The sequence below is a fragment of the Thioclava sp. GXIMD4215 genome (assembly GCF_045291555.1).
Taxonomy (GTDB): domain Bacteria; phylum Pseudomonadota; class Alphaproteobacteria; order Rhodobacterales; family Rhodobacteraceae; genus Thioclava; species Thioclava litoralis.
In genome coordinates this window covers 1,400,938-1,420,036 of record NZ_CP149515.1, presented here as the reverse complement: position 1 = coordinate 1,420,036, position 19,099 = coordinate 1,400,938, and the positions used below count along the sequence as shown (strand labels likewise).

Annotated in this window: 29 protein-coding genes; 3 read left to right on the top strand and 26 right to left on the bottom strand. The window is 59.9% G+C overall.

All coding sequences use genetic code 11. The annotated features are described in order from the left end of the window. Positions 1 to 7: 7 nt before the first annotated feature. The 5 genes from WDB86_RS07050 to WDB86_RS07030 form a co-directional block, all read right to left on the bottom strand. Positions 8 to 1,111, bottom strand: a complete 1,104-nt coding sequence (locus WDB86_RS07050) for a tyrosine-type recombinase/integrase (protein WP_406736991.1) — start codon at positions 1,109 to 1,111, stop codon at positions 8 to 10. Continuing rightward, positions 1,108 to 1,347 carry a hypothetical protein gene (locus tag WDB86_RS07045; RefSeq protein ID WP_406736990.1) on the bottom strand — a complete coding sequence of 80 codons (240 nt, stop codon included), beginning with the start codon at positions 1,345 to 1,347 and terminating at the stop codon, positions 1,108 to 1,110. The genes WDB86_RS07050 and WDB86_RS07045 overlap by 4 nt, the downstream gene beginning before the upstream one ends. Before the next feature lie 169 nt (positions 1,348 to 1,516). Continuing rightward, the gene (locus WDB86_RS07040; RefSeq protein ID WP_406736989.1) at positions 1,517 to 1,717 is read right to left on the bottom strand and encodes a hypothetical protein; all 201 of its coding nucleotides are present in this window, start codon (positions 1,715 to 1,717) and stop codon (positions 1,517 to 1,519) included. Then, complete coding sequence (locus WDB86_RS07035; protein ID WP_406736988.1) at positions 1,717 to 1,953, bottom strand: hypothetical protein; 237 nt, start codon at positions 1,951 to 1,953, stop codon at positions 1,717 to 1,719. Before WDB86_RS07035 ends, WDB86_RS07040 begins: the two co-directional genes overlap by 1 nt. Positions 1,954 to 1,978: 25 nt before the next feature. After that, the gene (locus tag WDB86_RS07030) at positions 1,979 to 2,131 is read right to left on the bottom strand and encodes an Arc family DNA-binding protein (protein WP_406736987.1); all 153 of its coding nucleotides are present in this window, start codon (positions 2,129 to 2,131) and stop codon (positions 1,979 to 1,981) included. Between the two features lie 105 nt (positions 2,132 to 2,236). On the opposite strand from WDB86_RS07030, the gene WDB86_RS07025 reads away from it, so the two are divergent. Next, a complete protein-coding gene (locus tag WDB86_RS07025) occupies positions 2,237 to 2,626 on the top strand; it encodes an Arc family DNA-binding protein (protein WP_406736986.1) in 390 nt (129 codons plus the stop codon). Between the two features lie 165 nt (positions 2,627 to 2,791). Next, positions 2,792 to 3,187, top strand: a complete 396-nt coding sequence (locus WDB86_RS07020) for a hypothetical protein (protein ID WP_406736985.1) — start codon at positions 2,792 to 2,794, stop codon at positions 3,185 to 3,187. Position 3,188: 1 nt separating this feature from the next. On the opposite strand, the gene WDB86_RS07015 is transcribed toward WDB86_RS07020, so the two are convergent. Genes WDB86_RS07015 through WDB86_RS06965 form a run of 11 tightly spaced genes read right to left on the bottom strand, consistent with a single transcriptional unit; the run spans position 3,189 to position 10,239 of the window. Further along, a complete protein-coding gene (locus WDB86_RS07015; RefSeq protein ID WP_406736984.1) occupies positions 3,189 to 3,524 on the bottom strand; it encodes a hypothetical protein in 336 nt (111 codons plus the stop codon). Beyond that, positions 3,521 to 5,851 carry a phage tail tape measure protein gene (locus WDB86_RS07010; RefSeq protein ID WP_406736983.1) on the bottom strand — a complete coding sequence of 777 codons (2,331 nt, stop codon included), beginning with the start codon at positions 5,849 to 5,851 and terminating at the stop codon, positions 3,521 to 3,523. The genes WDB86_RS07015 and WDB86_RS07010 overlap by 4 nt, the downstream gene beginning before the upstream one ends. Before the next feature lie 9 nt (positions 5,852 to 5,860). Continuing rightward, positions 5,861 to 7,513, bottom strand: a complete 1,653-nt coding sequence (locus WDB86_RS07005) for a terminase large subunit (RefSeq protein WP_406736982.1) — start codon at positions 7,511 to 7,513, stop codon at positions 5,861 to 5,863. Next, complete coding sequence (locus WDB86_RS07000) at positions 7,494 to 7,892, bottom strand: phage terminase small subunit P27 family (RefSeq protein WP_406736981.1); 399 nt, start codon at positions 7,890 to 7,892, stop codon at positions 7,494 to 7,496. Before WDB86_RS07000 ends, WDB86_RS07005 begins: the two co-directional genes overlap by 20 nt. Then, positions 7,879 to 8,205, bottom strand: coding sequence for a phage head closure protein (locus WDB86_RS06995; protein ID WP_406736980.1), 327 nt, complete (start codon positions 8,203 to 8,205; stop codon positions 7,879 to 7,881). Before WDB86_RS06995 ends, WDB86_RS07000 begins: the two co-directional genes overlap by 14 nt. Then, positions 8,202 to 8,615 carry a DUF3168 domain-containing protein gene (locus WDB86_RS06990; RefSeq protein WP_406736979.1) on the bottom strand — a complete coding sequence of 138 codons (414 nt, stop codon included), beginning with the start codon at positions 8,613 to 8,615 and terminating at the stop codon, positions 8,202 to 8,204. The genes WDB86_RS06995 and WDB86_RS06990 overlap by 4 nt, the downstream gene beginning before the upstream one ends. Further along, complete coding sequence (locus tag WDB86_RS06985) at positions 8,612 to 9,046, bottom strand: HK97-gp10 family putative phage morphogenesis protein (protein ID WP_406736978.1); 435 nt, start codon at positions 9,044 to 9,046, stop codon at positions 8,612 to 8,614. Before WDB86_RS06985 ends, WDB86_RS06990 begins: the two co-directional genes overlap by 4 nt. After that, positions 9,046 to 9,357: a head-tail connector protein gene (locus WDB86_RS06980; protein WP_406736977.1), complete on the bottom strand. Its 312-nt coding sequence runs from the start codon at positions 9,355 to 9,357 to the stop codon at positions 9,046 to 9,048. Before WDB86_RS06980 ends, WDB86_RS06985 begins: the two co-directional genes overlap by 1 nt. A 1-nt stretch (position 9,358) precedes the next feature. Further along, a complete protein-coding gene (locus WDB86_RS06975; RefSeq protein ID WP_406736976.1) occupies positions 9,359 to 9,568 on the bottom strand; it encodes a hypothetical protein in 210 nt (69 codons plus the stop codon). Between the two features lie 3 nt (positions 9,569 to 9,571). Continuing rightward, on the bottom strand, positions 9,572 to 10,051 hold the full coding sequence (locus WDB86_RS06970) for a hypothetical protein (RefSeq protein ID WP_406736975.1): 480 nt from the start codon (positions 10,049 to 10,051) through the stop codon (positions 9,572 to 9,574). A 2-nt stretch (positions 10,052 to 10,053) separates the two neighbouring features. Further along, positions 10,054 to 10,239 carry an HNH endonuclease gene (locus WDB86_RS06965; RefSeq protein ID WP_406736974.1) on the bottom strand — a complete coding sequence of 62 codons (186 nt, stop codon included), beginning with the start codon at positions 10,237 to 10,239 and terminating at the stop codon, positions 10,054 to 10,056. A 249-nt stretch (positions 10,240 to 10,488) separates the two neighbouring features. Here WDB86_RS06965 and WDB86_RS06960 point away from each other — a divergent pair, with 249 nt between their 5' ends. Next, entirely contained in the window at positions 10,489 to 10,683 is a 195-nt protein-coding gene (locus tag WDB86_RS06960) for a hypothetical protein (protein WP_406736973.1), read from the top strand. A 59-nt stretch (positions 10,684 to 10,742) separates the two neighbouring features. Here the strand turns inward: WDB86_RS06960 and WDB86_RS06955 are convergent, their stop codons facing one another. The 10 genes from WDB86_RS06955 to ahpC form a co-directional block, all read right to left on the bottom strand. After that, a complete protein-coding gene (locus tag WDB86_RS06955; RefSeq protein WP_406736972.1) occupies positions 10,743 to 11,972 on the bottom strand; it encodes a phage portal protein in 1,230 nt (409 codons plus the stop codon). Positions 11,973 to 12,219: 247 nt separating this feature from the next. Beyond that, entirely contained in the window at positions 12,220 to 12,720 is a 501-nt protein-coding gene (locus tag WDB86_RS06950; protein ID WP_406736971.1) for a helix-turn-helix domain-containing protein, read from the bottom strand. Next, positions 12,717 to 13,058, bottom strand: a complete 342-nt coding sequence (locus tag WDB86_RS06945) for a DUF4258 domain-containing protein (protein WP_406736970.1) — start codon at positions 13,056 to 13,058, stop codon at positions 12,717 to 12,719. The genes WDB86_RS06950 and WDB86_RS06945 overlap by 4 nt, the downstream gene beginning before the upstream one ends. Positions 13,059 to 13,157: 99 nt before the next feature. Further along, positions 13,158 to 13,394, bottom strand: coding sequence for a DNA-binding protein (locus WDB86_RS06940; protein ID WP_406736969.1), 237 nt, complete (start codon positions 13,392 to 13,394; stop codon positions 13,158 to 13,160). Between the two features lie 15 nt (positions 13,395 to 13,409). Beyond that, positions 13,410 to 13,643, bottom strand: coding sequence for a hypothetical protein (locus WDB86_RS06935; protein ID WP_406736968.1), 234 nt, complete (start codon positions 13,641 to 13,643; stop codon positions 13,410 to 13,412). Continuing rightward, positions 13,636 to 15,006: an AAA family ATPase gene (locus WDB86_RS06930; protein ID WP_406736967.1), complete on the bottom strand. Its 1,371-nt coding sequence runs from the start codon at positions 15,004 to 15,006 to the stop codon at positions 13,636 to 13,638. The genes WDB86_RS06935 and WDB86_RS06930 overlap by 8 nt, the downstream gene beginning before the upstream one ends. Next, positions 15,003 to 15,512 carry a hypothetical protein gene (locus WDB86_RS06925; protein ID WP_406736966.1) on the bottom strand — a complete coding sequence of 170 codons (510 nt, stop codon included), beginning with the start codon at positions 15,510 to 15,512 and terminating at the stop codon, positions 15,003 to 15,005. Before WDB86_RS06925 ends, WDB86_RS06930 begins: the two co-directional genes overlap by 4 nt. A gap of 263 nt (positions 15,513 to 15,775) precedes the next feature. After that, positions 15,776 to 16,699 (bottom strand): LysR substrate-binding domain-containing protein, encoded by a 924-nt coding sequence (locus tag WDB86_RS06920; protein ID WP_339109186.1) that lies wholly within the window; start codon positions 16,697 to 16,699, stop codon positions 15,776 to 15,778. Positions 16,700 to 16,811: 112 nt separating this feature from the next. Beyond that, positions 16,812 to 18,401: an alkyl hydroperoxide reductase subunit F gene (gene ahpF, locus WDB86_RS06915; protein ID WP_406736965.1), complete on the bottom strand. Its 1,590-nt coding sequence runs from the start codon at positions 18,399 to 18,401 to the stop codon at positions 16,812 to 16,814. 134 nt (positions 18,402 to 18,535) lie between these two features. Then, entirely contained in the window at positions 18,536 to 19,099 is a 564-nt protein-coding gene (gene ahpC, locus WDB86_RS06910) for an alkyl hydroperoxide reductase subunit C (protein ID WP_339109188.1), read from the bottom strand.

Here is a 19,099-nt window from a genome sequence, read left to right as displayed (position 1 = left end):
CGCTCCTTTATTGGGGTTTGACAGTTTTTGGGAAGGGTTTGACAGTTTTGGTTCTGCGCTCGATCTCGTCTTGGTAGGCCTGCATCGTTTCTCGGTTGCGCTCGGCCAGCTCCGCGTCCCGTGAATACCAGTTCGCCATGCTCTCGGTCTTTTGGCCCAAGAGGTCAGCAATCGACCGTAGGTCCATGCCGCTTTCGCGCAGGATGGTCGCCATAGTGTGCCGCAGGCCTTTAAGGGTCAGGTCCGCAGGCAGCGTCTCGGCGGCAACTTGGGTTGCCTTGTAGCGGTGCCACACCGTCGAAAAGCCGTCATATGTCCAAGGGCGGCCGCGCGAAGTGGCTAGGATCGTGATCGCATCGTGGGGTGGCTGTGCGTCCAGGACGGCCTTCAGTCGCTCAGGCATGGGCATCGGTGCCTGATTGCCGGTCTTGCCGCGCTGCGCCCAGATCATCCCGTCGGAAATGGCGTTGCGGGTTAGCGACAGTGCGTCAGATGGATCAAGGCCAGTATTCGCCATAAGTGCGATAGCCGCGGCTATCTGGCTGGGAGCATTATCCAGCACGAACACGAGTTCTTCGATTGTCCAAGGTCGGTTGGCGCGAGGTCTGTTTTTGGGTCGCGGCTTAGGAATGACCCCGGTGGCATAGTTCTGATCGATCTGCCCCTTGGGGATGTTGTACTTGAAGACCTCAGACAAGAATGTCCGAAGGATATTCGCTTGCCGCCAGCCCAGCTTTTTTGACGCCTTATCGTGGATATCCGTGAGAAGAGGCGTTGTGATCGATGTGGCGGGAATATCCCGGATCGGTTCAAGGTAATCTGCAACCTTCAGATAGTCCTTCCGGGTGCGATCCGACAGCGTGTCGGCGAAATGCTCGGTCCGATAATAGGTTTCAATCAGCCCGCCAAGCGTGCCAGCCTTAGGCGCAGCCCTTTTGGCCGCCTCGGAAATAAGGCGGATCCGGTCGCATTCCGAGAAGAACTCAGCCGTTCCGATAGGGAAGCGATCAAGATCGATCTTCGTGTTGGTTTTGCGGTGATAGCACCGCTGCTTGTAGGGAGGCTTCTTGTCCTTGAAGATTTTGAAGCCCTTGATGCGAATGACCGTCAAGCGAGTCTCCCGATAATGTCGTCATGGGATGCAGCGATCGCGCCTTGCTTGACGGTATCGATCCACTGATCCAGATCGCGCTTGTCGAAGAGTTCGCGCCTCATGTCGAGCCTGATGGGGGCGACGGGGCAATGTGACTTGAAGTGCTTCACAACGAGACCGCAGTAGTCCGCCGCCTCTGTCTGGTTCATCATGCGCTTTTCGATCACGCTAACGCTAAGTGTTGCTCCTGCCATTTGAATTTCCTTGTATTGCCGCCACCGGCTCTGCTGCCCTGGTGGAGACAAGGCGTGTCGTTGTTTTGTCCCACTTCCCGCCGTCTGTGCGGGCCTTGCGCATAAGATCAGGCATTATCGCGAAAACGCCAAATGCCTGATTCGAGTTTTCCACATAAAAGGGCTCCGATCATCTCGGGGCGGGCCTCCATTCGACTTCCAGCGTGTCCTGCACAGCGCTGATCTTGGCCATGATGGTCTCGCAGCCGGTCCGGATGCCTGCCGTTGTCGGGGTGTCATCAAGCTGGCAGGTCGCCGCCGAAACGAGAGAGGTAAGGCACATGGCGTCATAGAGCGCGTTGATCATCTCTTCGTGCTGCTTTCTGGTCATCAGGCCGCACCGTCTTCGAGGCGCCCGATCGCCTGCACATCTAGGGCACGTCTCACGGCGTCAGCTTTCTCGCGGACGATAGCCAAGAGACTGAAGCGGGCGTCTTCCATATCCTTCATCTCCATGAGTCGGTCCATCGCCTCGAGAAGGCCGCATACGGTGATCATGCTGTCCTGCTGGTCTTGGACATGAGCAACGAGCGCCTGATAGGCGGGGTCGGTGGTCGTGGTGTTCATCTGGGATTCTCCACAGAGTTAAGGGTCAGGCTTGAGCGTCGAGGCGCTCCATGCGCTCGCGAACCGCCCGAATGACTTCGGAATTTTGCGAGCTGCTATTTTTCTTCGCTTGGTCTGCCAGCCAGTCCTTTACTTCCGGAGGAAAGCGGATCGGCAGTTGCTTCATATCTTTCTGCATGTGGTTTCCTTAGTAGTGATTCGCTACAATAAAAAATAGCGACTCACTACTATTGCGTCAACTTCTTATGTAGCTATTCACTATGATGAAAGTGCAGTGAGGTAGATGATGGCGCGCAAAGGCTTCCCGAGCGATAAGCAGGAACAGTTCATGGTCCGCTTTCCCGACGGGATGCGCGACCGCATCAAGGCTGCTGCCGAGGCGAACAATCGCAGCATGAACGCCGAAATTGTCGCAACGCTTGACGAGAAGTATCCCGCGCCGCGCAACGAGGATGCGATTGCCAAGCGTTTCCGCGAGGCTATTGAGGCATCTGGCATTAAGGACCCCCATGACCCTGCGTTGGCAGAGGTGATTTCCAGAGTTCACCTAGAGCTCGCCCGCGACCGCTATCAGTCGAAAATCAAGTTCATCCCCTTGTCAGAGCTGGATAAGCCCGTCGATGAGCAAGAGGGGTATACGCAGCACATCTACAGGCATCCCGACGAAGATTGAGCACTCGCCTCAAATTTGGGGGGCGTCCGCCCTCCGTTGGGGGGGCAAATTTGGGCCCCCCCCCAACCAGCCCAAATCTGGGGGCGTCGGAAGCTCGATAATATGGAACGAACCCCGCATCGGATGTTTATCGAGCCTAAACTTAACGAAGCAATATTCTGAAGCATGACTGAAATATCCCAAAAGAATAAACTACAAGCCGTCTCCGCGATCATTTGGTCAACCTGTGATGATCTTTGGAAAATCTGGCGCTGGATTGCTTTGAGCATGCTTGCGGCAAAAGCGTACTTCGTGAAGCATCCGGGAAAGTTTGATGTGCTTTCCGCGTGGGGCGACCCTGCTTTCGTCTTTGGAGTGATTGCAGCGTTACTTGCAATCTCCTCAACAGCCTCTCGGTTTGTAATGTTAAGCGTCTTCCACGACAAGGAGGGTGGAAAAACACCACCCAAGGCAGCCAAGTTCTTGTTCGGCGTCCTGCTAGTTTTCATTGGAGTTTGGATAGGAGTGTACACTTGGGCGCTCGTCTCGCAGCTTTATTCATATGTCTTAGTAGGTTGTTGACCTAGCCGAAGCTCACGTCGAACAGATCCGGCGTCAGGCCGTGCGCTGATTTCTGCATGTCCTTCGCCTTTCCGCCGGTCTGGATCGTGGCAAGCCATGCGTCATCCATCGCCAGAAGCATATCGACGTGATGGGGCTCCATCGGCCAGCGCATGACGCGGCAATAGGCATCGATCTCGGTGAAGCTGATCGGGTTCGGGATGCCTTGGTCATGGGCCCGCCGCATCGAGAGGGCAATGAAGGCTTCCCAGATGATGGCACCGGCTTCCGGAACGCGGCCCTTGCCTTTGCGGCCATCCCGGACAGCTTGGACGAGTTGCTTTTTCAGGGTCATCATCGTTTCCACGGGTTCCGTATAATGTAATTCACGCGGTCGGGCATTATCTTATCGTATTGGCCCACCGCACTCGCCGCCGCTTGCTGAGCTATGGCCGTGCTGCGCTTCTCGACGAAGGTTTTCAGGCCGCCCTTGTCATCGACCGAGACCGTCACATCGACCTGCTGAGACCCACCGCCGCCACCGTTGCCGCCTGCGCTGCCCGTCGAGCCGCGCCGTGCCTGCTGGTGAAGGCTCTCCAAGCTGCTGGCCCCGATGTTCTGGACCGCCCGCTGGCTGAAGACATATTCACCCTTGTGGACCACGCCCGCAGGCTCGTTGACGCCGCCCGATCCGGTATAGCCGCCGGACGCATATCCCAGCATCGACCCGACAGCTTTAAGGAAGCCGCCGCCACCTGCCGCATCAAGCCCCAGAAGCGCCTTCTTCATCTGAACCTGCGCCATCTGCAAAAGAAGCTGCGCCATCGCCTGCTTTGCCGCGTCACCACCTTCGGTGATGGTCATGAACAGGTTAGACATAGCGTCCGCGCCCGCGTTCGTTTGGTCTTGGATCTTCTGAAGCCGATCGGCCGCATCGTCTGCCGCATTGCCCGCCTTCACATAGGCCTCGGCAAGCTGATCGATCTGGCCCTCGATTTCGGGCGTGATCTCGATACCCTGCCGTTGTGCCGCCGTCAGAAGCTCGGCGCGGGTGCGGGCATATTCGACCGCATCGGCATAGGCCCCTTGGGTTCCGGCTGCCTGCACAAGCGCCGCGGCTTCGTTCTGCAGGGCTTGGGTTTCCTCCTGAATGCTCTTCACCCGATCAGCCCAGACATTGCGGGAAGAACCGCCACCACCACCCTTGCCGGTCGAGGTGTCGAAGTTATCGGTCGTGACCACATCGCCCACGAAAGGCGTGGTTTTCGGGCGCGGGGAAGAGGTCGGCGCACTGGCCGTTCCGGGAAGCTGAATGTCATCGACCGTCAGGCCGGTTCCTGTATCCATGCCCATCTGCGAACCCGGAAGGCTATTCTTCAGCTCCTTGGCCTTCGGGATAAGCGCGAGGATGACATTCCCCAGCGCCCCGAGCTGCGCCATCACGCCGCCGAAAGACTGCTGGTCGATGCCTTCCAGTTCGGAAAGCGCGTCACTCGCGTTGCTCCGGATCTCGTCGAGCTTGGTGGCGAAGGTCTGCCCATCGATCGACCCTTGCGCGAACTCGTCCGCCAGCGCCCGCATATCGTTCGAGGCACCCGCCAGCACTTCCCAGAGCGCGTCATTGCCCATCTGGTCTGCCGTGGTCGCCGCTCCGGACAGCGCCACCGCCATCGAGCGAGCCTGCTCCTCGACCGCAGAATATCGATTGCGCAGAGTCTCTAGGCTTTGGATCTGGTCATCGGTCAGGCTGCCAGCCTCGCGCAGCGCATCATAGACATCATCGCCAAGGATCGACCGGCCCATGTTTTCATCGCTGAAAATCTCGTTCAGGCGGGTCTGCACCATGTCGAAGGGAATATCCGCCAGCGCGACGGCCAGCTTCTTGCCAAAGGTCGAGACCTTGGCCGTCAGCTCGGAAAACTTGCGGTCCAGCTCCGCCGCCTTCTGAACAAGCTCTTCATCCAGCACCACACCGGCCTCATGGGCGCGGGAGATCGTCTTGCGAAGCCCGTCCTCGCCTTGGCTCAGAAGCTCTACGAAACGTTCGCCGCCCGTGCCCCCGAATACTTCATCGGCAATCCGGATCTGCGCGGCCTTGTCCATGCCCTCCAAGCGCCCGATGATTTCCAGCATCAGTTCGGACGGGTCTTTGAGCTTCTGCTTCAGGTCGGTCGCGGTATAGCCCAGACGGGTGAACGCCTCTTGCGCAGAGCCTGCGCCGGTTACGATGAACTCGTCGGCCCGCAGGGACAGTTCCTTGAACCCGTCGATAAGGCTATCGATGCCGATGCGGTTCTGGTCGGCTACAAAGGACCATTCCTGAAAGGCTTCGAGCGCGAGGCCGGACCTCTTGGCCGCGTCTCCCATCTCGGCAATCGCCGTGACGGTCTCGTTGACGTGCGAGGTGATGCCCGCGAAGACAGCGGTCGCCGCGCTCGCGATGGCCCCGCCGATGAACGCCTTGCCGAAAGCGCCGATCTTGGTCGTAGCCTGCGCGAGCGACTGGTTCATCGAGGCGGTCGATTGCTGCATGTCCCGCTGCATCTGCCGCGATGCCGTCCGGCTGTCCTGCCGCAAGCGCCGGAAGCTGTTCGAGCCGGTGCGCTCGGCGGCCTTCATCCGCTTCTCAAAATCATTCACACGGGCTTCGAGAAGCACCACAAGCCGTTCTTCATCTCCTGCCATGCTATCCCCCTATGCAAGCCACATGTCGTCATCATCGAACCAAGGCTGCGCCGTGTTCAGGCCGCCCTCGTCCATTGCAGCGCGGCCCACGGCCATAGCCGCAGCGACAGCACCATCGATCTTGTCTTTCGATTTGCCCTTGTGAAACGCACGGTTGCCCGCGCTGTCCGTCCGGACCTCGATATTGGCGAAGTTCCACCGCAGGACAGGGTGCCCGCCGTGCCGGAAGCGCCGCCCCACGATGGCCCGTTCGAGTTCCTTCACCGCAGGTGCCATCGTCACCCACCCTTGCCGGAACTCGACCGCCGGAAGCCCGTCTTCCAAAAGCGTGTTCAGCATCACCCGCGCGAGGTGCGGATCGAAGGCGATCTCGCGGACATTGAAGCGGGCGCATAGCTCGCGGATCTGATCTTCGACCGCGCGGAAATCGACGACATTGCCATCGGTCGCGGTCAACTGTCCGGATTGTGCCCAATCGACATACGGGACGCCGGCCACGTCCTGACGAAGCTGAAGGTTCTCTTCCGGGCAGAAGAACCACGGGTGGACCTGATAGCCGTCTTCGCCGTCCTTCCATGCCGCCACAACGGCTGTGAGGTCGTTATTCGAGGAAAGGTCAACGCCAAGCCAGCACGGGGCCTGTGTCGCTTCCAGATCATCCAGATCGACCGCGCCCGCGCCCTCGTCATAAATCGGCATCTCGACGAAGGGGTCGGTCGCGTGGTCGAGCCAGATGTTCAGGTGCAGCTGCCGAAAGCTCTCGCGCTCGAACACCTTGCGCGAGCCCTCCAGCGCCATCTGCCGCAGCGCGTCCAGATCCGGATAACCATGCCGCAAGCCCGGATTGACCATCATCCACACATCTTCGTCGGTCCAGTCGCAGTTCCGGTCAGCCTCGAACAGGACGGGCAGGATTGACGGATCGTCAACCTCACCCCGCGCCACCTTCCGGGCATCCTCGATCACATCCCAAGCAAGGTTCTCCTGCCCGCGCCCTGCCGTGGTCGCCACGACGAGAAGCGCCCCCGGCGTTTTCACAAGGCCGGTGCGGATCGCTTCCCAGAGGTCGCGCTTCTTGTGAACGTGCAGCTCGTCGGCCAGCGCGAAGACAGGCGTCCGCCCGTGCTGGGTTCCGGCATCCGAGGAAATGGCCTCGAAAAACGAACCGTCCTTCCGGAAAACAAGCTTGTTCTGGCTCTCTAGCGGCTTCACATGCGGCTTGATCTTCGCATGGGCCTGACAGAGCCCCAGCGCCTCCCGATAGGCAATCTTGGCCTGCTTGCGGTCAGACGCGGCCACGATGCTTTCACCGCCCGCCACATGCTCAGGGCCGATCGTATGCAGTAGCGCCAGCGCCGCCGATAGGGATGTTTTCCGGTTTCCCCGAGGGAGGAGAAGGATCACCTGCCGGACAATGCGCCGCCCGTGCTCGTCGCGCGGGCCATAGATGCGCCGCACGACGCGCTCTTGCCACGGGTCGAGCTGGAACGGCTTGCCGCTCTTGGGGTGCTTCAGCATCCGCAGGAAGCGCACAGCGCGTTCCCCGAAGCCCAGAGGGTCAGGGATTTCCGAGCCGTCATAGATCCATGTCGGGAAGGTCGAGGCCACGCCCTTGGGGGCCTGCTCAAAATTGAGCACACCCTCACATGTCGAGTGGATCATCTTCACCCCCGTCACCTGCATCCCGAACAGTCGGGCGCGAGCGGGACACCGGCGTAAGGCCCAGCTCCGCCGCCAGCTGCCGCGAGCGGTTCATCGCATCGGCCCGTATGGCCGCCGCAGGGTGCCGCTTCGGCATGGCGTCAGTATAGAAGATCGCGCCTTTCGAGCGGATCAGTGCGGACATGTCCCGCACTTCCCCGATGGCGATGCAATAATTCTCGAGCTGCCCGAGGTCGGCCACGGTCAGGATGCGGCGTTCGGACAGGATTGGCATGACGCGCCGCCATTCCTTCGCCTCTTCCTCCGAGAACCATTCGGGCGGGTCGAGGTCGGTAATGGCTTCGAGGTCAATGCTGATTTCAGGTTTAGCTCCCTTCACCGGAACCTCCCGTGCATCTCAGCTCAAGACCCTTATTCATGCCGATCGGTGTCACCTGCTTTAGATCGTAAATGCGACCCTGCCATGACACGCGGTCTTCATTGGTCACGCCTTCCTTGAACCATGTCCGGAAAACGATGGCCTCTTCGTCGGCGGCCCCTGTATCCCGGAAGAACTCGGTTGTGGACCGCTCGACCACTTCGGCCCGCAGGATGGCCACCGGCACCCAATCGAAGACAGGTGTCCCGTAATCGTCGGTGACGGTCGTGCCGCGTTCGATGGTGATGGTGTGGATCATGCGCCCTATCTTCATGCCAGATCCTCCGAGATAAGCCCCTCGATCACCATGACGCCGTGCGAGTGCTCCCCGTCAGGGTCGCGCAGGAAGCGCACAGAAGCCAAGAGAAGGTCGCCGCAGGTGTAAGGGGCGGGCATGGACAGGCGAGGCCCCCTGAAGGCCATGCGGACGGCCTGCGCGATAGCTTTGGCACCGGCAAGGGAAGGCTCTTTCTGCCAGATGTGCAGGGTGTGATAGATGCGGGTGCGCGAGCGGTTGATGCCGCCTTCATCGACCTCCTGCGTCTCGCCCAGGATGATGGACGGGACAGGGTTAGGGCGCTGGTTCCGGTCGATGATGGACGCGGCCGGCACAAGGGCCAGCACATCGGCGCTTGCGATCATCCTTGCCCGGATAGCTTTCTGGAATTCGAGATCTGCGCTCATGGCTTCTTGCTCTTCTTGATGGCGCGGCTGATGGCGCTTTTGATCGATTGTGCGGCCTTCTTCCGGTGCATCCGGACAGCGGGCCAGAAGAACGGCTTGGCCGGAACGGTCGAGCCGCCGAAGCCGTTGCCGTGCCCGTATTCGACGAGATGGGCATAGCGCACATCGCTATTGCCCGCTGTCACCGCCGCCTGATTGCTGCCCACGGTCGAAGATCCGCCGGGCTGCGAATAGGCTGGTGTCTGCTGTCCGGGTCCGGTGACTTCGATGCTGGCCTTCAGGTCGCCACTGTCTTCGGGGGCGAGCGCCCGCGCCGTGGTCGCGATCTGGTTGGCCTGCCGGATCAGGGCAGGCTTGACCGCTTCCCGAACGTCCTTCGGGATTGCGTTCATGCGCCGCTGAAACTTCGACAGGCCGCCATCATCCGCCATCAGAAAGACCACTCCCGATATTCGAGGATGATTTCCCGAACCCCGAAAGGCACCTCGCGGGTGCTGTTGGTCGCCGCCTCGCGCTCGGCATACCAGAACGCCGCCAGCATCAGGACCGCCTCGACGAGAGAGGGAGGGATTGCCTCCTGTCCCTCACCGCCGAAGCTGGTCGCGATCCTGAACCCCAAGAGGCGTTCAATGTGGTTCTGCGCCGCCTCGAGCTTGCGGGTCATCAGGTCGTCATCGGCTGAACCGAGGTCATCTGTAAAGCCAAGCTGCTCCTTGAGCTGTTCGAGGGTCGCGATTGTCACCTCACTTCACCTCACTGCGGATGAACAGGCGGAACTGAGGCGCGGATGCGCCCATGAGCGCCGAAACCGCATCATGCTCTTCCGTCTCTACCTTCAGGCCAGCGCGATGCGCGGCCCGCAAGGCGGTATTGAAGGCTTTCAACGTGGTGGCCAGTTCCTCCCTGGCCTTCGACCGCGCTTCAGCGCCCAGAGCTGCGACATCAACAGCCATCGGTTACGCCTCCGCCGCGTTGACGCGGACCACGTTCGAGTTCACCCAAAGCGAGGCATTGAGCTTCATCACGTTATCAGCCGCGTCGAGCTGTTCGGATGCGCTGCCCACCTTGGCGATGAACATGCGTTCGGACGGGGTGCCGCCTTCGGGCGCGTCGTTGAAGACCAAACGGAAGGCGTAATCGTGAATCGTCTTTTCCGCTGCCAGAAGGGCAAGCTGGCCCGCATCGTCATAGTCGATGCCGCAGATCACTTCCATCGAGCCGCCATTGCGGACACCCTTCAGGCGCTTCTGCCGGTTGGCCGCGATGCTCGAGAAGGTCACCTCGTTCGAGGTATCGCCCACGCTCCCGAGGTTCTCGGTCTCGCCGATCTCGGTCCACGTTTGCGAGGTGAAATCCGCTGCGACGAAATCCGCCGCCTTGTCGCTCAGGACGCCGCCGATATAGAGCTTCGCGCCATTCGTTGCAAAAACAGCCATAGCTATTTCCCTTTGCTGATGCGCCGTTCAAGCCGTTGCTTGGCGCTGTTGTGGTGATGGGCACACAGGCCCTGCCAGTTCTTTGGATCGTCCCGAAGTTTCGGGTCGCCCTTGTGCGGGATGATGTGATCGACATGGGTCGCTTCCGCCGTGCAGCCGGGCCATTTGCAGCGCCGGTTTTCGTGCATCGAGAGGAAAGCCTTCCGGTCGGCCTCCCAGCGCGAGCCATAGCCGCGCTGAGTGCTGTTTGGGCGCTTGGCGTCGTGACGGGCCTTGCGCTCCTTCTGCGCCTTGATCTGGCAAGGGCAGAGGGTGCCAGCGGGGGCCTTACAGCCGCAGGCGCGTACGCGCGTCGGGATGCGCGGGGATTGGCGTGAGAGAAAGGCACCGGCTGCCCGTCTTCCTCGATTTCCCAGCCCAGAACACAGCGGGCCAGCATGTTGAGGCGGATCTTCTCGCGGTCTTCGGCGCTCACGATGCCCTCGGGCGAGGCCGCGTCGGTGAACTCGTCCACCGATTTCAGCCGTGCTTTGCGCTGGGTTTCGCTATCAGGGCCCGCGATCCGGAAGCGGATGCCGGTCGGCTTGCGGGTGATCGGGTCGGGCAGGTCGAGCCATGCGCCCTTCTCCTGATCTTCGGTGTTAGAGAGGATGCGGGTCAGGTCCATCAGAGAACCCCCACCTTGAATTGCTCACTCATTGGGTTCTCCCTCGCCAGCGGGCGCAGAATTGCGCTCGTTGCCTTGTGTGATGTTCGGATTGATGAAGGTTTCGCCGCCCTGATAGGGCTGCATATCGAGCCACGAGCGGCCCTCGTTCGGGTTCAGGACGCGGCTTGCGATCAGCGAATTGATGGCGGTCGCGCGGGTCGCGAGATCGGCGCGGGTCAGGTCATCGCGATCGAACCGGATCACATGCGTTGCCCGCTCGTCTTCCGAGAAGATCGCCCGCCGGAAGGCCGCTTCGAGCGCCTTCAGCCACGGCTCGAGCGTGTAGGATAGGAACTCATAGCCCTGTTGCTCGCCGTTCGACCATGTGGCGCGGTCGAGGTCGTAAAGCATCGTTGGCGGCACCCGGAAGGCACGCGCGATTTCGAGGATGACGAACTTGCGATGCTCGAGAAACTGACTGTCCGTCGAAGAGAAGGCCAGCGGGAGGAATTCGGCGCCATCGTGCAGGATGGCCGTCTTGCCGCTGCCCGCGCCGTTCTCATGGGTCGCCCGCCATGCCTTGATGGCCTTCTTCACGCTGTCCTCGCCCATGCCTTTCGGGAAGGACAGGACGCCCGAGGGACGCGCACCATTGGCGAAGAGGGTAGAGGCGTGGTCATTGAGCGCCACGGCCACAGACAGCGCCTCACGGGCCAGCGACAGGGGCGCACGACCAAAGGGTGCCCGCAGGTGGATCACGTTCGAGGCGTCAACGGGCTTGTCCTGCATCCGATAGGAGGGTTCGCCCGTGATCTGGTCATAGGCCACCTGCATCACGCCCGCGCGGGGCCGGATGATTTCGAGGATGCGCCCGTCGCCCGATCGGTTGACGAAGGCGAGCCCGCCACGGTCATCAGACAGCGCGTCGATGACAAGATCGCGGATCAGCTCATAGCTCGAGGTCCAGCTGTTCGCCTCGCCCGAGACAAAGGCCGCCGAAGGGTGCCATGCCAGCGCCGTTTCAGCGCCATCCTCGCCCACGGTCTTCACCGCCACGTCGAGGCTTGCCGCCGCTTCCGAGATGATACGCATGGCCGCTGTCACAGCGGGCACCTGAAGCGCCTGCGAATTGGAGACGAAGACGCCCGATTTCGTCGGGGTGATGCCGAAGACCTCGAACAGGTCGTCGCTCGGTTCAGCGAGACCCTTGGCCTCGATCTGAGGCTCGGTGCGCTCGGGCGCGGGGGGAGTGGAGCGGTTAAACCATTTCATGCCACCAATATCGGCGGCTCAGGCGCTTCTGGTTAGCTGATGAAATGGGGCAAAACCTAGCTTTTCGTGGCAGAACGTGACGCCAGAAGGCCCAGAAAAAAGTCCCAATTAGATCGGAGCGCGCGCGATGGACCCCGCGCCGGTCCCCGCCTTAGGCCCAAAGTTCAGGACCACCCCCCTATAGCTTAGATGTACAAAAGGGCGAAGCATGGCTTCGCCCTCTAAATGGTTCATGGGCAGTACGCCTTTATGCGCAGCATACCTCTTCCCAAACGCCAGCCGCTTCCTTGAAGCGCACCGGAGCGCCGGTGGTTATTTCATCACTGGCGGCAGCTTCCTGAATTTCCTCAAAAAGCTCTGCAATCTTATCGGCAGGCATCATTTTCAAGATGATTGCCACTCTGATTAACTGATCGGCAGGGCCAGAGATTTCGGTTTCGCCTTTTTCATAGCGTGCAACCGTTTGACCACTTATTTTCAGATAACCGCCTAGTTGATCTTGCGTCATCTCGAGCTCACTTCGCAAAAAGCGAAACTCTTTCGGAGTGAGGTTTTTCTTTGTTGTGATAATGTGAATAGCGATCGCGTCGTGCAGGCTATCGATGTTATCGATCGAGACGCCCTCGCCATAGTCGGTCTCATGTCGAGTGAAACCATTCAGCAAGACCACGTCATCCAAGCCAGACATACGGTAGATAAAAGGCTCTTTTGCCTTGTCTTCCCCGTCGATGATGAATTCGCGTTTCATTTCCAGTCTTCCCACTCAACGGTCACGATGATCAGCTTATCCCCCTGCTGAACGACGGTGACCACACCCACTTGTCTTCGTGTCGGCATTTGAAGTGTCAATTTGACAACCCAATCCGATGGCTTCTTCCCAGATCTTATCGGTCCAGAAATCATCCCTTTCTTGAGGACATCAAACATTACCTTCGAAGTGATGCCCCGTTCATCCATTCTTTCCTCAGCATGATGCGTGATGATCACCTGAGAAGATTCGGCCGCCAGAAACCTGATTTGACTCATTAACAATTCTGGGCGAGGTGGGTTCCCCGCTCCAAGTTCGCTTTCAGATGCTTGAACCATACTGAATCGGCCTCGTGTCAACCTATCAGTCTGATAGTTATCCACCAATGGTTCGCATTTCCAGCCTAAAAATTCGTTACCAGCTGTATTATTTTTTTATTAACTTTTCCGCCGCAACCACGCCACCATCTCCGAACGCGAGCACCAATAGCTGCCATCGGGGCAGAAGATCGGCGCGTCGGTCTCGCGGTGCCACTTCCGCACCTTGTCCACAGAGACGCCGAACACGCCCGCGATCGTGGTCAGACCCCAGATCATGTCACGCCGCTTGAACAGGTGGTCGAATGCCTCGGCGGTCAGGGGCGGCGCTTCGGGGAAATTGTGTTTCATCTTCATCGCTGGGCCTCCTGCCTATTGGATGGTCGTGCAGGTCACGGGGTATTGCACGATGAATGATAGCCGATCGAAGGCATCGTCGCACATCTGAAGCAGATCCTGAAACGTTGGATCATCCTCAAAGGGTGTGTTCGACAGATGGACCTCGACGAGGTGTTCGAGGAGCACACCGAAGATGCGCATATATTCCAGCGCGGCCCTGAGCTCCTGCACGGTCTGTTCGTCAATGGTGTAGGTTCGCTCAGTCATCGATCTGTCCCCGCCATGCGTCCGGGTCTTCGTCAGCATCGGGCTGGGTCACCGTAACGCCGTAACACCCCTTATAGGGGGGTGTTACGTTCGTTACGCTGGATTGACCGCCGTCACGTCCGTCACGGGGCGTAACATGTGACGCATTGTTACGCTGTTCGCCTTGGGTTTCCGCCCCATCTGCACCGCGTTCCGAATGTTCTTTGGAACGCTCGAGAACGCTGGGAACATCTTCCTCGTCGCAGATCCAGACATAGCCATCGACGACGCGGATCCGTTCCTTGTCGTGCAGGCTCTCCTTGGCTCTCTTAAACGCCATGCGGAAGGATGCAGCGGTATCGCCATCGCTGAGACTGTGCCGCTGGCAGTAGTCGCGCCAGAGATCCACCGAGACGCATGTGCGGGAGGCGGGGAACATGTCGCCCTGTTTCACCTCGCCGTGCTGAGACATTGCGTCCTGAAGCGCCTGCATGGCGATCTTCTGTTTGCCTGCGAGCTTGGGCTTCCGGCTCTTCGCCGGTGCGTCACAAGGCGTCACAATGCAGGATGTGACGGCATCCCCGTCTTCGTCCTTCCCGAGGAAGACCGGTTCGAGCATGTAGCTGAAGGTCTGCCCTGTAGCCATGTCGCGCTGCTTTTTGGCTTCAGCGGTGATGATCATCTCGTCGCGCGTCAGCTCGATCTCGGTATCGACCGCAGCCCGCAAAGCGCCGCTACCCCGAGCGCCTTTTGATGCATCCTTGCCGCTGTGATGGATCACCATGACATGAGCGCCGGTCTCTGCTCTGATGAAATCCATATTCTTCACAAACCGGCCCATATCCTGCGCGGTGTTCTCGTCGCCATTACCCATCGATCGGGCCAGCGTGTCCACTATGATGAGGCGGGGGCGACGGCTCGAAATCACATCGGCCAAGGCTTCGCCGTCACCAGGGGCGCAGAAGTCCATCGTCAGGGACAGGAGTTCAAAATTGCCCTCTTCTGCGATGCGCTTGGCGAGATCGGACTTCTCGCGCTTGAAGGCGTCGATACGGGAGGCAAGGCCAGATCCACCTTCGGCTGCGATGTAGACCACGAGGCCCCCTTGAACCTTGGCGCCATACCACGGCTCACCGGCGGCCACATGCAGGGCCATATCGAGCGCGAAGAACGTCTTGCCCACATTGCTCTCGCCATAAACGACAGAAAGGGCTTCACGGTCGAGCCAGCCCTTCACCATGTATCGCGAGGTCAGAACTGGCTTGATTGCGCTGAAAGGCTGCATCGCATTCCAGATAGCTTGGGCGCGGGCCTTCGGGGCGGGCTCGGGCATGTCGCGCGGGTCGGCCATGCCGTCAATGTCACGGAAGCTGTAGCCCATCATGCACCCCGCACATGTTTGAGGAATGCTTTCTGGTCAGCTCGGCCCAGCGCACGGAAGGCGACGAGGGCATAGGCCTTCAGTTCTTCGCGGGTCGCATAGCCCGCCCAGAAGTTGGCCTCTTCCATGATCCCGAGAAGGGCGGGACCGGGAGCACCCTGCCGCAGATCGGCAAGGGCCGCCTCCATCAGCTTGGCGGCATCAATGGGGTGACAATCTGCAATAGCAAGCGCCAAGGCCGTTGCCGCATCCGCTCGTTTCTGGTAATATTCGTCCTTGAAAGTACTAAAATGTCTTGTCCCGGTAGCGCCCGCCAGCGCTCCGGGATTTTTCTTTTCTTCAGTTTTGTGCTTATCGCTGAGTTTGACAATTGGCGGATAAGCTATTGATGTTCCGTCGTGCGTTTGACGAGCCTCTTCTTGGTAACTACTTGATATTGAGGGTTTAGCGTCGGCTTGAAAATCCGCGTGTCGATGGTTCGAATCCGCCTCCGGGCACCACTTTTTCACCCTGAAATTGTTGGATGCTCTGTTCTGTAAGGCCTGATGCTTTATCGGGGTCTGGCAGTGCTGGTCCTGCGCTCGATCGCTTCTTGATAGGCCTGAATCGTTGCGCTGCTGCGTTTGGCGAGCGCCAAGGCGGTTTGAACCGAGGCATTGATCGCGGCCGTTTGTCGGGCGCAGAGGGTGATCGTGCGCGGCGCCGGCCTTTCGGAAGGTTCCGGCAAAACGGTCTTGAGAGGTCAGCTTTGCACGGCGTTTGATATCGCTGTTTATGTGGTGCTTTTGCTTTGCTGGCCAAGCCGTGTCTTGGCGACCTGTGCGGTGATCTTCGCGATCTGGCGGAGAAGCGGTACCATATAGGAGCTGCGCCGCCAGATCATACCGATCTGCCGTCCCGGTTCGGGGGTGTCGGCGAGGGGGATCAGGCTCATGACGGCGCTGGCGGCCATCGGGCCTTCGGTGGCGAGCTTGGGCAGCAGTGTAATTCCCATGCCCGCTGCCACCATCTGGCGCAGGGTCTCGAGGCTGGTGGCGCGGAAGCCTTCGATCTCGTCAAGGCCCCAGCGGTTGCACAGGCTGACCGCCTGATCGCGCAGGCAGTGGCCATCTTCCAGCAGCATCATTTCCTCGGCCCCCAGATCGGCGAGATATAGCGGCCCGCTATGCGCCAGCCGATGGCCTTGCGGCACAGCCAGCAGGAAGGGTTCCTCGAAAAGTGGCTGGGTCTGGAGGGTCGGATCCTCGATCGGCAGTGCCAGAAGGGCGGCATCCAGATCACCACTGCGCAATAGCCCCAGAAGCGTTTCGCTTTTCTCTTCAAAGAGCTGCAACTGCAGCTTGGGGAATTTGCGCGCGATTTCGGGCAGCAGGGCCGGAAGAAGATAGGGGCCAAGCGTCGGGAATGCCCCAAGCCGCAGGCGGCCCGTATCGGGGGCGCGGTTGCGTTCGGCGATGGCGCGGATATCGCGGGCCTCGTCCAGCATCTTCTGCGCACGGGCCACGATTTCCTCGCCCACCGAGGTCAGCAACACCTGCCGTTTGCTCCGCTCGATCAACTGGACGCCAAGGCTTTCTTCGAGCTTGCGCAGCTGGGTCGAGAGAGTGGGCTGGCTGACATTGCACATCTCTGCCGCACGACGGAAATTCCGCAGGCGGGCCAGTTCGACCAGATATTGGAGTTCGCGCAATGTCATGGGCAAAGACCTGTGACATTTACCGGCGCAAGTAAAGAGGCCAGAACAAGGCGCATAAAAAACCGCGGTCCTGACGGGCAGAACCGCGGCCTTTACCGTGAGTGGTGCACGATTACGCGGCGACCTCTTCTTTTTTCGCGGCGGTTTCTGCCGGAACAGACGTGCGGATCAGGTGGTCGAAGGCGCCCAAGGCCGCCGTTGCCCCGAGCCCCATCGCAATGACGATCTGCTTATAGGGCGTGGTGGTGCAGTCACCGGCAGCAAAGACGCCATCCATCGAGGTTGCGCCATGCGCATCGATGATAATCTCGCCACGCGGGCTCAGATCGACGGTGCCTTTGAGGAAGTCGGTATTCGGCAGCAGGCCGATCTGCACGAAGATGCCTTCGAGCGCGACATGGTGGTCCTCGCCGGTGGTGCGGTCGCGATAGGCCAGACCGTTCACTTTGGTGCCGTCGCCGGTGACTTCGGTGGTTAGGGCGTTCATGATGATCGTGACATTCGGCAGGCTGCGCAGTTTGTCCTGCAGCACCTGATCGGCACGCAGCTTGGTGTCGAACTCGATCAGCGTCACATGCGCCACGATGCCCGCAAGGTCGATTGCCGCCTCGACGCCCGAATTGCCGCCGCCGATCACCGCCGTGCGCTTGCCCTTGAACAGCGGGCCGTCACAATGGGGGCAATAGGCCACGCCCTTGTTTTTGTATTCGTTCTCGCCGGGCACATTCATCTGGCGCCAGCGGGCACCGGTCGAGAGGATCACCGATTTGGACTTCAGAACGGCGCCGCTTTCCAGCGTGACCTCAACCAGATCCCCCTTGCGGGCAAGGCCGGTTGCGGTTTGCAGGTTCATGATGTCCACGTCATATTCCTTGACGTGCTGTTCCAGCGCCGTGGCCAGTTTCGGGCCTTCGGTATGCGGCACCGAAATCAGGTTCTCGATGGACATGGTATCCAGCACCTGACCGCCGAAACGCTGGGCGGCCACACCGGTGCGGATACCTTTGCGGGCGGCATAGACGGCGGCAGCGGCACCGGCGGGGCCACCACCGACCACGAGCACGTCGAACGCGTCCTTGGCATTGATCCTGGCGGCGGCCTTGTCTGCCGATCCGGTATCGATTTTCGCGACGATCTCGCCCAGTTCCATCCGGCCCTGTCCGAAGACCTCGCCGTTCAGGTAGACGGTTGGCACGCTCATCACCTCGCGGGTGTTGACCTCGTCCTGAAAGTCCGAACCGTCAATGGCCACATGTTTCACATTGGGGTTCAGTACGGCCATCAGGTTCAGCGCCTGCACCACATCGGGGCAGTTCTGGCAGCTTTGCGAGAAATAGGTTTCGAAGGTGAACTGGCCGTCGATCTCTTTGATCTGGTCGATCAGCTCCTGTTCGACTTTCGGCGGATAGCCCCCCACCTGCAAAAGCGCCAGCACCAGCGAGGTGAATTCATGGCCCATCGGCAGGCCTGCGAAAGTCAGCGAAATATCGACCCCCGGCGAGGTCAGGCTGAAGGAGGGCTTGCGGGTATCGGTGCCATCAACGGCGACCGACACTTTGTCATTGAGTTCCGCGATCTCGGTCAGCAGCTCGACCATTTCGGCAGAGCGGGCCGTGTCATTGGTCGAGGCGGTCAGAACGACCGGACGCACCAGCCGTTCGAGATAGGCGGAAAGTTGGGTCTTGAGCGTGCTGTCGAGCATGGGAGAACTCCGAATGTCTGGGGGAGGACCAAAACGTGCGCTCTGCGTCCTTGCGGCGCAGCGATCGGCATCGAGCTTTGGCGGGGGAACCTCTGCGCAAGGGGCGCAGAGGCGATGTTCGTGATCCGGACGGATCAGATTTTGCCGACGAGTTCGAGCGACGGTGCGAGGGTTTTCTCGCCTTCTTTCCATTTGGCGGGGCAGACTTCGCCCGGATGCGCGCGCACATATTGTGCAGCCTTGATCTTGCGCACGAGGTCGGAGGCATCACGGCCGATCCCTTCTGCGGTAATTTCCATCGCCTGGATCACACCATCGGGGTCCACGATGAAGGTGCCACGATCTGCCAGACCTTCATCTTCGCGCATCACTTCGAAATTGCGGGTGATCGCGCCGGTCGGGTCGCCGATCATCGCATATTGGATCTTCACGATGGTATCGGAGGATTCGTGCCATGCTTTATGGGTGAAGTGGGTGTCGGTCGAGACCGAGAACACTTCCACGCCCATTTTCTGCAGCTCGGCATAATGGTCGGCCACGTCGCCCAGTTCGGTCGGGCAAACGAAGGTGAAATCGGCAGGGTAGAAGAAGAACACTGCCCATTTGCCCGCGATATCGGCGTCGGTTACGTCGATGAATTTGCCTTGCTTGAAGGCTTTGGCGGCGAACGGTTTGATCTTGGTATTGATGAGAGCCAT

Coding starts and splice junctions, on each gene's coding strand:
- WDB86_RS07045 (WP_406736990.1), bottom strand. CDS start 1,347: ATGGCAGGAGCAACACTTAGCGTTAGCGTGATCGAAAAGCGCATGATG.
- WDB86_RS07040 (WP_406736989.1), bottom strand. CDS start 1,717: ATGACCAGAAAGCAGCACGAAGAGATGATCAACGCGCTCTATGACGCC.
- WDB86_RS07035 (WP_406736988.1), bottom strand. CDS start 1,953: ATGAACACCACGACCACCGACCCCGCCTATCAGGCGCTCGTTGCTCAT.
- WDB86_RS07030 (WP_406736987.1), bottom strand. CDS start 2,131: ATGCAGAAAGATATGAAGCAACTGCCGATCCGCTTTCCTCCGGAAGTA.
- WDB86_RS07025 (WP_406736986.1), top strand. CDS start 2,237: ATGATGGCGCGCAAAGGCTTCCCGAGCGATAAGCAGGAACAGTTCATG.
- WDB86_RS07020 (WP_406736985.1), top strand. CDS start 2,792: ATGACTGAAATATCCCAAAAGAATAAACTACAAGCCGTCTCCGCGATC.
- WDB86_RS07015 (WP_406736984.1), bottom strand. CDS start 3,524: ATGATGACCCTGAAAAAGCAACTCGTCCAAGCTGTCCGGGATGGCCGC.
- WDB86_RS07010 (WP_406736983.1), bottom strand. CDS start 5,851: ATGGCAGGAGATGAAGAACGGCTTGTGGTGCTTCTCGAAGCCCGTGTG.
- WDB86_RS07005 (WP_406736982.1), bottom strand. CDS start 7,513: ATGATCCACTCGACATGTGAGGGTGTGCTCAATTTTGAGCAGGCCCCC.
- WDB86_RS06995 (WP_406736980.1), bottom strand. CDS start 8,205: ATGAAGATAGGGCGCATGATCCACACCATCACCATCGAACGCGGCACG.
- WDB86_RS06990 (WP_406736979.1), bottom strand. CDS start 8,615: ATGAGCGCAGATCTCGAATTCCAGAAAGCTATCCGGGCAAGGATGATC.
- WDB86_RS06985 (WP_406736978.1), bottom strand. CDS start 9,046: ATGGCGGATGATGGCGGCCTGTCGAAGTTTCAGCGGCGCATGAACGCA.
- WDB86_RS06975 (WP_406736976.1), bottom strand. CDS start 9,568: ATGGCTGTTGATGTCGCAGCTCTGGGCGCTGAAGCGCGGTCGAAGGCC.
- WDB86_RS06970 (WP_406736975.1), bottom strand. CDS start 10,051: ATGGCTGTTTTTGCAACGAATGGCGCGAAGCTCTATATCGGCGGCGTC.
- WDB86_RS06965 (WP_406736974.1), bottom strand. CDS start 10,239: ATGCACGAAAACCGGCGCTGCAAATGGCCCGGCTGCACGGCGGAAGCG.
- WDB86_RS06960 (WP_406736973.1), top strand. CDS start 10,489: ATGTTGAGGCGGATCTTCTCGCGGTCTTCGGCGCTCACGATGCCCTCG.
- WDB86_RS06955 (WP_406736972.1), bottom strand. CDS start 11,972: ATGAAATGGTTTAACCGCTCCACTCCCCCCGCGCCCGAGCGCACCGAG.
- WDB86_RS06950 (WP_406736971.1), bottom strand. CDS start 12,720: ATGAAACGCGAATTCATCATCGACGGGGAAGACAAGGCAAAAGAGCCT.
- WDB86_RS06945 (WP_406736970.1), bottom strand. CDS start 13,058: ATGGTTCAAGCATCTGAAAGCGAACTTGGAGCGGGGAACCCACCTCGC.
- WDB86_RS06940 (WP_406736969.1), bottom strand. CDS start 13,394: ATGAAGATGAAACACAATTTCCCCGAAGCGCCGCCCCTGACCGCCGAG.
- WDB86_RS06935 (WP_406736968.1), bottom strand. CDS start 13,643: ATGACTGAGCGAACCTACACCATTGACGAACAGACCGTGCAGGAGCTC.
- WDB86_RS06930 (WP_406736967.1), bottom strand. CDS start 15,006: ATGATGGGCTACAGCTTCCGTGACATTGACGGCATGGCCGACCCGCGC.
- WDB86_RS06920 (WP_339109186.1), bottom strand. CDS start 16,699: ATGACATTGCGCGAACTCCAATATCTGGTCGAACTGGCCCGCCTGCGG.
- ahpF (WP_406736965.1), bottom strand. CDS start 18,401: ATGCTCGACAGCACGCTCAAGACCCAACTTTCCGCCTATCTCGAACGG.
- ahpC (WP_339109188.1), bottom strand. CDS start 19,099: ATGGCTCTCATCAATACCAAGATCAAACCGTTCGCCGCCAAAGCCTTC.